The sequence below is a fragment of the Arenimonas terrae genome (assembly GCF_006265115.1).
Lineage (GTDB): Bacteria > Pseudomonadota > Gammaproteobacteria > Xanthomonadales > Xanthomonadaceae > Arenimonas > Arenimonas terrae.
In genome coordinates, this window is sequence record NZ_SMDR01000001.1 from 1,249,150 (window position 1) to 1,263,752 (window position 14,603).

General features: G+C 71.4%; 13 protein-coding genes. 2 read left to right on the forward strand and 11 right to left on the reverse strand.

Going from position 1 to position 14,603, the window contains the following annotated elements; genetic code table 11:
• Position 1: 1 nt before the first annotated feature.
• The 4 genes from E1B00_RS06055 to E1B00_RS06070 are packed head-to-tail and all read right to left on the reverse strand — an operon-like array spanning position 2 to position 2,856.
• Complete coding sequence (locus E1B00_RS06055; RefSeq protein ID WP_139446630.1) at positions 2-796, reverse strand: thymidylate synthase; 795 nt, start codon at positions 794-796, stop codon at positions 2-4.
• Positions 796-1,680: a prolipoprotein diacylglyceryl transferase gene (lgt, locus tag E1B00_RS06060; protein ID WP_139446632.1), complete on the reverse strand. Its 885-nt coding sequence runs from the start codon at positions 1,678-1,680 to the stop codon at positions 796-798. The genes E1B00_RS06055 and lgt overlap by 1 nt, the downstream gene beginning before the upstream one ends.
• Positions 1,681-1,734: 54 nt before the next feature.
• A complete protein-coding gene (locus tag E1B00_RS06065; protein WP_139446633.1) occupies positions 1,735-2,457 on the reverse strand; it encodes a TerC family protein in 723 nt (240 codons plus the stop codon).
• A 12-nt stretch (positions 2,458-2,469) separates the two neighbouring features.
• Positions 2,470-2,856, reverse strand: coding sequence for a diacylglycerol kinase (locus E1B00_RS06070; RefSeq protein WP_139446635.1), 387 nt, complete (start codon positions 2,854-2,856; stop codon positions 2,470-2,472).
• A 183-nt stretch (positions 2,857-3,039) separates the two neighbouring features.
• On the opposite strand from E1B00_RS06070, the gene E1B00_RS06075 reads away from it, so the two are divergent.
• Together E1B00_RS06075 and E1B00_RS06080 are read left to right on the forward strand one after the other, a co-directional pair.
• Positions 3,040-3,711 (forward strand): DUF533 domain-containing protein, encoded by a 672-nt coding sequence (locus tag E1B00_RS06075; RefSeq protein ID WP_139446637.1) that lies wholly within the window; start codon positions 3,040-3,042, stop codon positions 3,709-3,711.
• A gap of 60 nt (positions 3,712-3,771) precedes the next feature.
• Positions 3,772-4,794, forward strand: coding sequence for a TIGR00266 family protein (locus E1B00_RS06080; RefSeq protein ID WP_139446640.1), 1,023 nt, complete (start codon positions 3,772-3,774; stop codon positions 4,792-4,794).
• Between the two features lie 42 nt (positions 4,795-4,836).
• On the opposite strand, the gene E1B00_RS06085 is transcribed toward E1B00_RS06080, so the two are convergent.
• The 7 genes from E1B00_RS06085 to E1B00_RS06115 all read right to left on the reverse strand — a co-directional run bounded on the left by E1B00_RS06085 (position 4,837) and on the right by E1B00_RS06115 (position 14,545).
• Positions 4,837-8,769 (reverse strand): hypothetical protein, encoded by a 3,933-nt coding sequence (locus tag E1B00_RS06085; RefSeq protein ID WP_139446641.1) that lies wholly within the window; start codon positions 8,767-8,769, stop codon positions 4,837-4,839.
• A gap of 167 nt (positions 8,770-8,936) precedes the next feature.
• Entirely contained in the window at positions 8,937-9,314 is a 378-nt protein-coding gene (locus E1B00_RS06090) for a VOC family protein (protein WP_139446643.1), read from the reverse strand.
• A gap of 24 nt (positions 9,315-9,338) precedes the next feature.
• On the reverse strand, positions 9,339-9,956 hold the full coding sequence (locus tag E1B00_RS06095) for an RNA polymerase sigma factor (protein WP_139446645.1): 618 nt from the start codon (positions 9,954-9,956) through the stop codon (positions 9,339-9,341).
• A 55-nt stretch (positions 9,957-10,011) separates the two neighbouring features.
• Positions 10,012-11,001 (reverse strand): isoaspartyl peptidase/L-asparaginase family protein, encoded by a 990-nt coding sequence (locus E1B00_RS06100; RefSeq protein ID WP_139446647.1) that lies wholly within the window; start codon positions 10,999-11,001, stop codon positions 10,012-10,014.
• 33 nt (positions 11,002-11,034) lie between these two features.
• Positions 11,035-12,336 carry an ABC transporter permease gene (locus E1B00_RS06105; RefSeq protein WP_139446648.1) on the reverse strand — a complete coding sequence of 434 codons (1,302 nt, stop codon included), beginning with the start codon at positions 12,334-12,336 and terminating at the stop codon, positions 11,035-11,037.
• Positions 12,333-13,046, reverse strand: a complete 714-nt coding sequence (locus E1B00_RS06110) for an ABC transporter ATP-binding protein (protein WP_139446650.1) — start codon at positions 13,044-13,046, stop codon at positions 12,333-12,335. The genes E1B00_RS06105 and E1B00_RS06110 overlap by 4 nt, the downstream gene beginning before the upstream one ends.
• Complete coding sequence (locus E1B00_RS06115; RefSeq protein ID WP_139446652.1) at positions 13,043-14,545, reverse strand: efflux RND transporter periplasmic adaptor subunit; 1,503 nt, start codon at positions 14,543-14,545, stop codon at positions 13,043-13,045. The genes E1B00_RS06110 and E1B00_RS06115 overlap by 4 nt, the downstream gene beginning before the upstream one ends.
• Positions 14,546-14,603 lie beyond the last annotated feature (58 nt).

Consider the following 14,603-nt stretch of genomic DNA (forward strand, 5'->3'; position numbering starts at 1 on the left):
CTCACACCGCCACCGGCGCCTTGATGGCGGGATGCGGGTCGTAGCCTTCGATCGCGATGTCTTCGTAGCGCATCGCGAACAGGTCGGTCGCTTCCGGCGCCAGCACCAGTTTCGGCAGCGGCCGCGGCGAACGCGCCAGCTGCTCGCGCGCCTGCTCGAAGTGGTTGCTGTACACGTGCGCATCGCCCAGCGTGTGCACGAAGTCGCCGACGCCCAGGCCGCAGTGGCGCGCGACCATGTGGGTCAGCAGCGCGTAGCTGGCGATGTTGAAGGGCACGCCCAGGAAAATGTCGGCCGAACGCTGGTAGAGCTGGCAGCTGAGTTTTCCGTCGGCCACGTAGAACTGGAACATCGTGTGGCAGGGCATCAGCGCCATCTGCGGCAGTTCGGCCACGTTCCAGGCGCTGACGATCAGACGCCGGGAATCGGGATTGCGCCCGATCTCGTCCACCACCCAGCGCAGCTGGTCGATCTCGCGGCCGTCCAGCCCGGTCCAGTGCCGCCACTGCTTGCCGTAGACGGGGCCGAGGTCGCCGTTGGCGTCGGCCCACTCGTCCCAGATCGTGACCTTGTTCTCGCGCAGGTAGCCGATGTTGGTTTCGCCGCGGATGAACCACAGCAGCTCGTGGATGATCGAGCGCAGGTGCAGCTTCTTGGTGGTGACGAGCGGGAAACCTTCCGACAGGTCGAAGCGCATCTGCCAGCCGAACACCGAACGCGTTCCGGTGCCGGTGCGGTCCGACTTCTCCGCGCCATGCTCCATCACGTGCCGCAGCAGGCCGAGGTACTGGCGCATCAGGCGGCCTCGCGCGCGGCAGGGGCCAGCGTCGGCGAACGCCGCGACAGCCACAGCAGGAACAGGCCCAGCGCCACCAGCGGCAGCGACAGCACCTGGCCCATGGTCAGCCAGCCGAAGGCCAGGTAGCCCAGGTGCGCGTCGGGTTCGCGCACGAACTCCACCACGAAGCGGAAGACGCCGTAGAGCAGCGCGAACAGGCCGGACACCGCATAACGCGGCCGCGGCTTGCGCGAATACCAGACCAGCACGGCCAGCATCACCACGCCCTCCAGCACCGCCTGGTAAAGCTGGGATGGATGCCGGGCGAAGCCGTCGAGCGCGCCGGAGGCGTGCAGCTCGCGCAGCTGTTCGGCCGGCAGCCGGGCGTACTCGGCCGGCAGGCTCGACGGGAACACCACGCCCCAGTCGGCGCCGGTCGGCTTGCCCCAGAGTTCGCCGCCGATGTAGTTGCCCAGCCGGCCGAAGCCCAGGCCGGCCGGCACCAGCGGCGCGACGAAGTCCATCACGTCGAAGTAGTGCAGCTTCTGCCGCCGGGTCCACCAGGCCGCCGCCAGCATCACGCCGATCAGGCCGCCGTGGAAGCTCATGCCGCCCTCGTTGATCTTGAGCAGCATCAGCGGATCGGCCAGGAAGGACTCGAAGCCGTAGAACAGCACGTAGCCCAGGCGCCCGCCGAGCACGACGCCGAGCATGCCGTAGAAGATCAGGTCACCGAAACCCTCGTCGTTCACGCCCGGCAGGCGCCCGGCCCGCACGCGCCGGCGGCCGAGCCACCAGGCGGCGCCGAAGCCCAGCAGGTACATCACGCCGTACCAGTGGATGCCGTGCGGCCAGAACGGCAGGGAAACGGCCAGCGGATCGATATCGTGCAGCAGGGTCATGCAGGCTCCAGGCGGGCGGGCGCGGACGGCGCTCGGGGGCGGCTGACGCGCGGGTCAGCCGTGCCGTTTCTGTTTTCGTTTCGCCAGGATGTTCAGGGCCTCGACGCCGGCCGAGAAGGCCATCGCGAAGTACAGGAACTTGCGGTCGATGTGGAATTCGAAGCCGTCGGCGATCAGGGCCACGCCGACCAGGATGATGAAGGACAGGGCCAGCATCTTCACGGTCGGGTGCTTGTCGATGAAGTCGCCGATCGGGTTGGCCGCGAACAGCATCACCGCCACCGCGATCATGATCGCGGCGACCATCACCCAGCGGTTGTCGACCATGCCGACCGCGGTGATCACCGAGTCGAGCGAGAACACGATGTCGATGATGGCGATCTGGGCGATGACGTAACCGAACACCGCGGACGGCTTGGTGCCGATGTCCTCTTCCTCGCCGCGGCCCTCGACCGAGTCGTGGATCTCCATCGTGCCCTTGACCAGCAGGAACAGGCCGCCGGCGATCAGCACCAGGTCGCGCACCGAGAAGTCCTGGCCGAACAGGCTGAACAGGTTGTTCTGCATGCTGGCCAGGAAGGCCAGCGACAGCAGCAGCAGGATGCGGGTGATGCAGGCCAGGGCCAGGCCGAAGCGGCGCGCCTTCGGGCGCTGCTCCGGCGGCAGCTTGCTCACCGCGATGGAGATGAAGACCAGGTTGTCGATGCCCAGCACGATCTCGAGCGTGGCCAGGGTCAGCAGCGCGACCCAGATTTCAGTGCTGAACATCCAATCCATCGTGGCGAAGCCTCAATTCAGGTAACGGGGGCCGAGGATCAGGCCCCAGCAGATCAAAACGTTCATGTCGGCCAGGAACACCGCGGCCGAACCCATGTCCTTGGCGCGGCCGGCGAGTTCGTGGTGCTCGGGGCCCCAGCGGTCCACGACCGCCTCGACCGCCGAGTTCAGCACCTCGATCACCAGCACCCCCACCATCGAGCCGATCAGGATCGCCCGTTCGACGCCGTCCGCGCCCAGCCACAGGGCCAGGGGCGCCAGCACCACGAACAGGTAGACCTCGAGCCGGAACGAGGATTCCACGTCCCAGGTCGCGCGCAGGCCCTTCATCGACCACAGGAACGCCTGCCAGGCCCGGAACGGGCTGCGTGGAGCGTGGCTGCCGGTGCTGTCCGCCATGGCCGGGTCAATCCTGGGTCGCGGGGCGCGGGCCGGGGTTCGGCATGGCGGGGAAACTCGTTGTCGGGACGCGAGGCCGGCATTTTGCCACAGTCCGCCCCCGGCCCTTTCCTGACCTTGTGCACTGGGAAGGGGCGCCCCAACATCGGGATCATCCCCACTCCCCGAATCGAGGTTCCGCGCATGTTCAACCCCGAAGCCCTGTTGGGCCAGCTGATGGGCGACGCCCTCTCCGGCCAGCTGGGCGGCCGCAAGCGCAAGAAGCACCGGTCCTCGGGCCTGGGCGGCCTGCTGGGCGGGTCCTCCGGTGGCTTCTCCGGCGCCACCAAGGCCAAGCTGGGACTGGGCCTGCTGGGCATCGCCGTGGCGGCCTACCAGCACTACCAGCAGCCGTCCGGCGGCGCCGCCGCACCCAATCCGCTGGCGGGAGGCGCGGTGCCGCCTCCACCGCCGGGACCGGTGGCCAGCCCGCCGCCCCCGCCCCCGCCCGCCGCGCCGAGCCCGGCCCGCACCGAGCAGGCCATGCACCTGCTGCGCGCCATGATCACCGCGGCCCACGCCGACGGCCTGATCGACGCCGGGGAGCGCGAAGCCATCCTCGGCCGCGCCCGCGAAGCCGGCCTCGACGCCGAGAGCCTGCAGGCCCTGGACGCCGAGATCCGCGCGCCCTTCACCGTAGAGCAGCTGGTGGCGCGCACGCCCGCCAGCCTGCGGGCCGAGGTTTATGCCGCGGCGCTGATCGCCATCACCGCCGACACCGAGGCCGAACGCAGCTTCCTCGACCGCCTCGCCACCCAGCTGTCGCTGGACGAGGCGGCCCGCCGCGACATCCACGCCCAGCTCGGGCTCGACTGACCCCCGCGGCCGGCCAGCCGGCCGCGACGTTCCTCTCTCCCCCGCACCAGGAGTCCGTCCATGCACCAGTGGTTCCTCAGCTACAACGGCCAGCAGATGGGCCCGCTCGACCACGCCGCCGCGATCGCGCAGGCCGCGAAGAATCCGAACGGCCACTGCTGGCGCCAGGGTTTCGCCGAGTGGATCCCGATCGCCGCCTGCGCCGAGCTGCGCGCCGAATCCGCGCCCGGCACGATGCCCGCGCCGCTGCCGCCGCCGGCCGCGCTGGCGGGCACGCGCGCCGACATCATCGACTACCGGATCTACGGCGAGGACATGCAGTTCGTCGAGATCGAGCTCGACCCGGGCGAAAGCGCGGTCGCAGAAGCGGGGTCGATGATGTACAAGGACGCGGTCGTGAACATGGAGACCGTGTTCGGCGACGGCGCCCAGTCGGGCGGCGCCGGCGGCGGCTTCATGGACAAGCTGGTCGGCGCCGGCAAGCGCCTGATCACCGGCGAGAGCCTGTTCACCACCGTGTTCTCGCACGCGGGCGGCGCCGGCAAGGCCAAGGTCGCGTTCGCGGCGCCCTACCCCGGCACCATCGTGCCGATGACGCTGAGCAACTACGGCGGCACCATCATCGCGCAGAAGGACAGCTTCCTGTGCGCGGCGCGCGGCGTGCAGATCGGCATCTTCTTCCAGAAGAAGGTGATGACGGCGCTGTTCGGCGGCGAGGGTTTCATCATGCAGAAGCTCACCGGCGACGGCCTGGTCTTCGTGCACGCCGGCGGCACCATCATGGAGCGCGACCTGCAGCCCGGCGAGCGTATCGACGTGGACACCGGCTGCGTGGTGGCGATGACCAGCACCGTGAATTTCGACGTCAAGCCGGTCGGCGGCGTGAAGTCGATGCTGTTCGGCGGCGAAGGCGTGTTCCTGGCCACGCTCACCGGCCCGGGCAAGGTCTGGATCCAGTCGCTGCCGTTCTCGCGCATGGCCGGCCGCATGATGGCCGCGGCCTACCAGAAGGGCGGCAGCCGCGACGAAGGTTCGGTGCTGGGCGGCCTGGGCGGCATCCTGTCGGGCGACCGCGGCTTCTGACCTGGCCCGCGGCGCCGGGCCTCCTGCCCGGCGCCGCGGCGGTCATTGGCAGAGCTTGGGCTGGGACAGCAGCGCCACCGGCCGGTCCTGGACCCAGCGGCCGCTCAGCGCGCCGGTCAAGGTGGCGTCCACAGTCATGCGCGCGATGCCGCTGCCGGCGATTGTCCGGCGGCCGGTGCCCGCCGGCGTGCCCGTCAGCGGCACCGCCGCGGCCAGTGGCGAGAAGCCCGAGAACCACTGCAGGGCGAAGGTCTCGCTGCCCGGGGCGAAGCCCTTCTGGCCGTACAGCCAGCGCGGGTAGCCCTGCCCGTCGTACAGATAGGGAATGAACACCTCCTGCGGGTCAGCGCCGCCGGTGGCCTGGTAGCTGTAGCCGAATCCCGGCAGCGTCGGCGAGTACCAGTGCCCGGTGAGGTCGAGCGGCTGCCCGCCCGGCATCGGGCAGGTGCCGCCGCCGATCCGCTGCATCGGCTCGGAGCCGCTGCGTCCGTCGAGGTTGTAGCTCAGGGTCATCGCCTCCGCCGCGGCGGGCGTCAGCACGAGCTCGCCGACGTCCACCGCGTGCGTCAGCGCGCCGTTCCATGTCACCCGCAGCAGATCGGCGCGCCACGTGCCGTCGGCACCGGGCGTGCCGCCCTGGGCGTAATACCAGGTCGGCGTACCGTCCTCGAGATAGGCGTACCAGACGGCGACCCATTGGTCCGGCGCCCCCTGCGGGCCGGCGAAATCGACGAACAGGCCCTGGCCGCTGCGGGCCGGGTTGGCGTAATGGCCGGCGCGGAACGCCGGCCGCGTGCCCTGCGTCATGACCGTCGCGACCACCGTCCCGGAAACGGTGCCCGAGGTCGGATTGCTGGGCACGACGTAGTGCCGGCCGGGCTGCAGGTTCGCGCCGGACAACACCAGCGTCTCGTCGCCACCGGCGGTCGCGGCGCGGAATGCCGGCTGGCTGTTCCACGGCGGCGCCGCAGCGATCGCCGGCGCCACCGGCGAGGCCTCTCGCGACACATGCAGGTCCAGGTTGCCGGTGCTGTCGCGCAGCGCGAACTGCACGGCGGTGGCGTGCGGCGGCACGTCGAAAAACAGGCGGTCATGCGACTGCCCGGGCCGCAGCATGACCGCGCGCACGGCGCCGTTGGCCAGCACGAAAGGCTCGACGCTGCTGCCCGTGCGGGACAGGCGCACCGGCACCACGCCCACCGGCGCACCGGCGTCGGCATGCACCAGCACATAGCCGACGCGGTCCTCGCCTTCCAGCAGAGATGCATCGTCGTAGCCCACGCGCAGCCGGAACCCTTCGCCGGCCTCGACCTGCCCCGGACCGGTGGCGACCAGGGCATCCGGCGTTTCGGACGCCGCCAGCGCGATCGCGTACGCATCCACCTGCACCGCGACGCCCGGTCCCGCGACGGCCTGCGCCATCAGCCAGTAGCTGCCGACGGTCGCCTCCTCGAGCACGGCGATCTCGCAGGCCACCAACGCCGGCCCGGCGTCGCTTCGGCAGCGCTCCTCGCCCGCGTCGGGCCGGCCGTTGCCGTTGAGGTCGCGGCCCAGCATGAGGGCCATGCCGCCGGTTGAGCGCACGACGGCGCGCAGGCGAAACGTGCGGGGCAGACCGCCGGCCTGCGCGGCCGGAACCGACAGCCAGCGCACGAGGTTGGCGGCCGGTGCGTCGTAGGGATCGGCGGGCGTCGGATCCGCCGGGATGTCCTGCACCGTGCGCTGCGGCGCAACCAGCGGCGTCGCCGCGAACCGGGCAGCGGAAAGGGCCGGCAGGCCTTCCAGCGCCAGGTCGAAATGGTCGCGTTCCCGGCTCACCGTGCGGATCGCGTCGGCCGGTGGATCCAGCGGGTCGACCGGCGTCGCGGAAACCTCCTCCCAGTGCGGGCCGTCGGCGTCCACCCAGTTGTGCTGGACGCGGTCGAGCAGGACCACGCGCTCGCCGCCGAAATTCACGGCGCCACCGGTCGAGCGTTCGCCGGGTTCGATCTCCATTACGACCGGCGTGCTGCCTGGGCGCGACAGGCTCAGGCGCCAGGGCACGGCCGAGGTGTCGACGCTGGCGCTGAGCGCGGGCACGCCGGCGCCGCCCGCCTCGAGCACGTTGAGGAAGTAACTCTGCGCCTGGCCCGAGCTTTCGATTTCCAGGCGGTACTGGCCGACGGAACCGTCGTCGCCGGCCTGCTCGTCGACCACCCGGCGCGTCGCGCCCAGCGGCAGCAGGTTGTGCAGGCGCACGGCCTGGCCGTCGACCATGGCCGTGCTGACGTTGCCGGCAAGGGTCGGCGCCGTCAGGAAATGCATCAGGAAGGTCTTGCGGACCTCGTCCGCCGCCAGCCGCGGGCCCGCGTAGTCGCTGTAGCCGATCTGCCGGCAGTGCGAAGGCACGTAGGCCAGGGAATCGTCGCCGGAACGCGCCCGGTCGAAGACCACGAGGGCGTCGAGCTCGCGCAGGAACAGGAACTCGCGCTCGATGCGCTCGGCGAACGGCCAGTCGTAGCGGCAGGGATCTTCGCTGCGCTGGGCGCGATAGGGCAGGCTCAGGTCAGTGGCCGCGTACAGGAAACGGGACTCGCGGTGCAGCCGCGTCACCTGCGCCAGTCCGTCGGGATTGCTGCGCCGGCGCTGCCCCTCCGGGATGGTGCGCGGTCCGCCGCTTTCCCAGCCGCGTTCGGCGCGCCCTTCGAACAGGAAGGTGTTGTGTCCGACCGCGGTGCCGCCGTCGACCAGGCCTTCGCCGCCCGGCCCGGCGATCAGGTCGGTGTAGGCCGTGGTTTCGCGGCTCACCCAGGCGCCGGCGCGCCAGAACTGGAAGCTGCCGGTATCGAGATGGCGGTGGCCCACCGCACCGGGCGACGCCAGCTGCAGCATCACCACCGCATCGTCCGCGGCCCAGCCGGCGCGCGCCCAGACGTAGCCGGCGCCGGCGGCATGGTAGTCGGCGGGCAAGGCGCCGAAGCCCTCGCCCGCGCCGGTCGGCGCGCGGTAGCGCGCCCAGTACGGCAGCCTCGGCTGCAGCTCGGAGAACAGGCGGCGCGCATGCGCGGACTGCCGGGCGGACCCGGCTTCCGCCATGGCCAGCAGGAACATGCCGTAGTCGGTGGAGCGCGCGACTTCCGGGAAGCAGAGGAAAAACGCCTCGTCGTCGTTGAATGGCATGAAGTAGCGGTAGTCGCCGGGGCAGCCCGGTTCGGACGGCGGTCCGGGGGTGGCGCCCGTCAGGCTGTAGGCGAGCTGGTACAGGGCTTCGGCGTGGAAGCCGGTCTCCGGATACGGATCGATGCCGTAGTCGCGCAGGCTCAGGAAAGGCACCACCGGATACGACAGCATGTAGCGCCCGTACTGCGTGCCTTCGCCGGCCACGCCGCCGACGCCGAACGCGGGCACGAAGCCGTCGATGAACCAGTCCCGGTACCGGGTGTCCAGCCCGTGCGCGAGGAAGTCCGGCGCGCGCGGGTTCTCATGCCAGGTCGCGATCGCCCAGTTGAGGTCGTTGCGCAGGTAGCCCCAGAAATAGTTGTTGGCCTCGTAGCCCTGCCCGCCCCAGTCCTTGGCGTTGAGTACGTCGAGATAGCCGTTCCAGCGGGTGATGACCGTCGCACGCTGCGACGCGCTCATGCTGGCATGGCACCAGTCGAACACCAGCGCGGCGGTTTCGCCGTACCAGCGCGCGTTGTCGCTGGACACGTTGCCGACGTCCGGCAGGGTGAAGCCCACCAGCCAGTCCACGGCCGCGGTGCAGCGCGCCGGATCGTCCGACAGCAGCGCCACGAAGGCGTTGCCCGCGTGGTCGTCGGCGGCCGGCATCTGGCCTTGGGCCGCGAGCCACTCCTCTGCCCGTTGCCGCTGGTCGGGCGACGACAGCCACAGGCGCGGATGGCCAGTGGGAATTGCCGGAGCCGATTGCGCCATCGCCTGCGCTGTCGCCAATGTGGCGAGCAGCAGCGTCCCCACGCCTGCCGTCCATGTGTTCATGCGGTCCACCGGATGTTTTCCCCGCCGCGTTCGATGCGGCCAGGAGGCCCTCGGCCTCCCATCCGGGGCCTACCCGGGCGCGGGCGCCCACCCGCCACGGCACCGCGGCGGATGTTCGATTCTGTGACCCGGATCACGCGGCGGGCGCGCCGCCGCGTGGCGGCGGCTCAGCGGCGGCGCGGAGCCCCCGCCGGCTGGTAGAGGCTTAGGGTGTTGCGGTCCGGGTCGAGAAAGTCCAGCGTCAGCCCGCCGTCCGGCGCTTCGCTCACCGGCACCACGATCTCCACCCCTTTCGCCGCCAGCGCCTCGGCGTAGTCGTCGATGCCGCCGTCGAGGTTGAACACCACCACTGGGCTGTCGCCGGCGTTCGCCGGGCGGGCGATGAAGACCAGGCTCAGGTCGCCGACCTGGCCCAGTCCGAACGTTCCATCATGGCCCTCGATCGCCTCGACCGGCAGGCCGAGGGTGTCGCGGTAAAAACCCAGCGCCCGGTCCAGCACGCTGACGAAAAAGACGATGGCGCCGACCTTGCAGTCCTTGAGCATGGGAGTCTCCTTTGTGGTTCCCGTCTATCCGTTGCCGCCGGGAGCCGGTGTGTGAGCGCCGCGGATCACGATCAGGTGGCCGTCGGCATCGTGGGTGCCCAGGCCGGCGCGGCCGGCCAGCGCCGCCTTGAGGGCGCGCCGCACCAGGCCGAACTGCAGTTCGACGGTGCGCGCCGGATCGCGCACATAGGCCAGGGCCTGCGCCTCGGCCCGCTGCGCCGGCGGCAGCTCGCCCAGGGCCCGACGGATGCGGCTCAGGCGCTGGCGGAAGGCGGTGTCGGCGATGCCCAGGATCCAGCGGATCTCGCCGGCATCCAGGCCGTGCAGGGCCAGCACCGCGACCCGGCGCGCGGAGGGCGGCAGCTGGCACAACAGCGGATTCGCCGCCGGGGCCGTCCCGCCATCGGGAACCGCCGCGGCGGCGGGTTCGTCCATCGCGGCCTCGCGGCGCCGGCGCCGCACCGCGCCGCGGGCCGCCATCGCCGCCTGCTGGCGCATCACGCCCTCCAGCCACGCCCCATCGTCGCGGCCGGCCTCCAGCGCCGCCAGCAGCGTGTCCTGCACCAGGTCCTCGGCCTCGTCCGCGCGGCGCGAGAGTCGGCGGGCGCATGCAAGGAGCGTGCGGTAAGCGTCGAGGTCCATGGGCCGATCCTGCTCGATGCGCCGCGACGGAACGGGGACGCCGCCGCGCGCGGACTCACTCCTCGCGGAAGATCGCGGTGCCGCGGCTGCCGTCGGTCTTGATCCAGCCGCGGTACATGCCGCTGGTATTGAAGGGCATGGCGATGTTGCCCTCCCGGTCGAGCGCGATCGCTCCGCCGTCGCCGCCCAGTCGCGGGATCTCGCCGTTGATGACTTCTTCGGCCGCGGCCGTCAGCGCATCGCCGCGCAATGCGACGCGCGCGCAGATCGAGGACGCCGCCGCGGTGCGGATGTAGAACTCGCCCCAGCCGGTGCCCGACACGCCGCAGCGATCGTCCGCCCAGGTGCCGGCGCCGATGATCGGCGCATCGCCGATGCGGCTCCAGCGCTTGTTGGTCATGCCTCCGGTGGAGGTCGCGGTGGCGATGTGGCCCTGAGCATCCAGCGCCACCGCGCCGACCGTGCCGAAATAGGTGCCGGGGGCCTGCGCCTGACCGGCGCGCTCGCGCTTGCGCGCCTGTTCGAGCTGCTCGCGGCGGCGGTCGGTGTCGAACCATCGGTTGGCGACGCGCGCGATCTCCGGCCGGGAGTCGGCGAACGCCTCGGCCCCCACCCCGGCCAGCATCACATGCGGCGAATGCTCCATCACCGCCCGCGCCAGCCGGATCGGATTGCGCACCGTGGTGACGCCCGCCACCGCGCCGGCGCGGCGCGTGTGCCCTTCCATGATCGCGGCGTCGAGCTCGTGCCCGCCCTCGGCGTTGAACACGGCGCCCTTGCCGGCGTTGAACCAATGAGACTCCTCGAGGCTGATCACTGCCGCCGACACCGCATCCACCGCGCTGCCCCCGTTCTTGAGCACCTCGTTCCCCGCATCCAGCGCCGCGTCCAGCGCCTTGCGCACCTCGCGCTCGTCGTCGCGGCTCAGCGCGCTGCGCTCGATCACGCCGGCGCCCGCGTGGATGACCAGGGCGGTGCGGGGTTCATCGGCACGGGCGTTCATGGCGGTCAATCCCAGGATCGAAGCGAGGACGAGGCGGATCATGCGGGGCTCCGGCGGTTCGTGGACCGGTGCAGCTTACCCCTGATGCCGCAGCGCTTCGATGGGGTCCAGGCGCGCGGCCTTGCGCGCCGGGTAATAGCCGAAGAACAGGCCGGTGGCCACCGAGAACCCGGTGGCCAGCGCCACCACAGGCAGGTCCAGCTGCACCGGCAGCGCTCCGAACTTCTCGGCCAGCAGCGCGCCGCCCACGCCCATGGCGATGCCGATGAAGCCGCCGCCCAATGAGATCAGCATCGCCTCGGCCAGGAACTGCGCCTGGATCTCGCGCGGCCCGGCGCCCACCGCCATGCGCAGGCCGATCTCGCGGATGCGCTCGGTCACCGACACCAGCATGATGTTCATGATGCCGATGCCGCCGACGACCAGCGAGATGCTGGCCACGGCACCGAGCAGCAGCGACATCAGCCGGGTGGTCTGGGTGCGCGTGCTGACGATCTCGGCGATGTTGCGCACCGCGAAATCGTCCTCGCCGCCCGGCGCGATGCGGTGGCGCTGGCGCAGCAGGGCATTGATCTCTTCCTCGACGAAGGCCAGGTCCTCGGCGCGACCCACTGACACCGAGATCTGCTGCACCGTGTCGGCCTGGCGCGGCGCCAGCGTCGCGGTCGCCGAGGTGGCGGCGGCCGTCGTGGAGGCCGTCGCGGAGGCGCTGCCCGCCGCGGCGCTGGCCAGGCGCCGGCGTCCCGTTTCGATCGGCACCAGGATCACGTCGTCGGCGTCATTGCCCCAATTGCCCTGCCCTTTCACCGCCAGCACGCCGACCACGCGCAGCGGCACGCGGCCCAGGCGCACGGTGGCGCCGATCGGGTCGGCGTCGCCGAACAGTTCGCGGCGCACGGTCTCGCCCAGCACCACGACCTTGGCCGCCGAGCTGTAGTCGCGCGGCGCGAAGCCCTCGCCCAAGGCCAGCGACCAGTCGTTGACCGGGAAATAGTCCGCGGTGACGCCCTGCCAGCTGGTGGACCAGTTGTTCTCGGCGTAAACGACCTGGCCGCCGCCGCGGATGGTCGCGGAGACGTATTGCACTTCCGGTATCTCGCCGCGGATCGCCTCGGCGTCGTCGTCGGTCAGGCTGGCGGCACTGCCGGCGCCGCCGCGCACCGGCCCCTGCCGCGACGAAGCGGAGAACACCTCGAGCCGGTTCGAGCCCAGGCGTGAGATCATGGTGTCGAGCTCGGACTGCGTGCCGCGGCCGACCGACACCATCACGATCACCGCGGCGATGCCGATGATCACGCCCAGCGCCGTGAGGATGCTTCGCAGCCAGTTGCCGCGCAGGGAAAAAACCGCGGAACGCAGCACGTCGGAAAAGGTCATGCGGCGATCTCCTCGGGCGACCAGCCGTCGGGATGCATTTCGCCGTCGTGCATGACCACCACGCGGTCGGCATGGTCGGCGACGTGGCGGTCGTGGGTGATCAGCACGACGGTGCGGCCGCCGGCCTTGAGGCGCTTGAACAGCGCCAGGATCTCTTCGCCGGTGCGCGAGTCGAGCGCGCCGGTCGGTTCGTCGGCGAGCAGCAGTGGCGGCTGGTTGATCAGTGCGCGGGCGATCGCCACGCGCTGCTGCTGGCCGCCGGACAGTTCGCTGGGGCGGTGCCCGGCGCGTTCGGCCAGGCCGACCTCGGCCAGCGCGGCCAGGGCGCGCGGCGCGCGTTCGGCCACCGGCAGGCCGCTGTAGGCCAGCGGCATCATCACGTTCTCCAGCGCGGTCTGGCGCGAGAGCAGGTTGAAGCCCTGGAACACGAAGCCGATCTTCTCCAGCCGCAGGCGCGCGCGGCCGGCCGCGTCCAGTGTCGCCACGTCGACGCCGTCGCACAGATAGGTACCCGCGCTCGGCGAATCCAGGCAGCCGATCAGGTTCATCAGCGTGGACTTGCCCGAGCCCGAGGGACCCATGATCGCCAGGAATTCGCCGCGCGCGACCCGCAGGTCGACGCCGCGCAGCGCCACCACTTCGGCGGCGGTGCCGGGCGAGTAGACCTTGCCCAGGCCACGCAGCTCGATCACCGGAACCTCGCCGCTCATGCCGCCGGGCGCTCCTGGCCGACGATCACCGCGTCGCCCTCGGCGAGTTCGCCCGAGACTTCGGTGACCGTGCCGTCGGAGGCGCCGACCCGCACGGTGACCGGCTGCGGCTGGCCGTCCACCAGCTTCCAGACCGTGCCGCGGCGCGCGGTGGCCAGCGCGCGCAGCTGGGCGTCCCAGGCCGACTGCTGTTCCGCCGACAGGCTGGCGCGGAAGCCGGCGAAGCTGCGCATCATCGCTTCGGCCATGCGCTGGCGCATCGCTTCGGGCGAAGGCGCGCCGGCGCTGGCGCCCGACGAGGGGCCGCCGCCCGGGCCGCGGCCGAAGCCGCCCCCGGTCGCCGGCGCCGACTGGCGAGCCGCCTGGCGGGCCGCGGCGCGTTCGCGCACTTCGGCCAGCGCCGCATCGAAGGCCGCGCGCTGTTCGGTGGAAAGGGCCAGGCCATCGGCCACCTTCGGCAGCTCCTGCACCAGGCTGCCGCGGCCACCGCCATTGCCTGCGGCCGGGATCGCGGCCTCCGCGCCAGGCGGATTGAAGCGCAGCGCCGCATTCGGCACGCGCAGCACGTCGTCGCGCCGGCTGACCACGATCTCGGCGCTGGCGGTCATGCCCGGCAGCAGGCTCAGGTCGGCGTTCTCGACCTGCACGACCACTGGGTAGCTGATGACGTTGGAGGTGGACGTGGCCGACAGCCGCACCTGCTTCACCTCGCCGCGGAACTGGCGGTCCGGGAAGGCGTCCACGGTGAAGGACACCGGCAGGCCTTCCTTGATCTGGCCGACATCGGCCTCGTCGATGCTCAGGTCGATCTGCATCTGGGCCAGGTCCTCGGCGATCTGGAACAGCACCGGCGTCTGGAAGCTGGCCGCCACGGTCTGGCCGGGCTCGACCGCGCGCAGCAGGATCACGCCGTCCACCGGCGAGCGGATGGTGGTGTAGTCGACGTCGAGCTCGGCGTTGTCCACCGCGGCCTGGCGCTGCTGCACGGCGGCATTGGCCGAGACGACGCGGGCGCGAGCCTGGTCGCGCGCGGCCAGGGCCAGATCGGCCTCGCTGCGCGCGATCAGCTGGCGCGTCAGCAGGTCGCGCTTGCGCGCGTAATCGGCCTCGGCGTTCTTCAGCGTGGCATTGGCCTCATTGACCGAGGCGCGGGCGCTGGCCAGGTCGGCCTGCGCCTGCTTGAGCCGGCTCTGGAACGGCGCCGGGTCGAGCATGGCGATCGCCTGCCCTTTGCTGACCCGGTCGTTGAAGTCCACCGCCACCGACTGCACCTGGCCCGAGACCTGGGAACCGACGTCCACCGTGGTGGTCGCGCGCAGCGTGCCGGTGGCCGAGATCACCACCCGCACTTCGCCGCGGTCCACCGCGCCGGTGCGGAAGCCGCCGCCCGCGCCCTGCCCGCGGCCGCCGAACCAGGCCCAGGCCAGGGCGACGGCCACCAGCAGGCCGAGGATGGTCAGGGCGCGGAATCCCCAGGATTTGGACTGCACGGGCGACATCGGAACTCCACGGGAATCAGGCGTACGAATCGAGGATAACGCCCGGGCCCCGCGACGG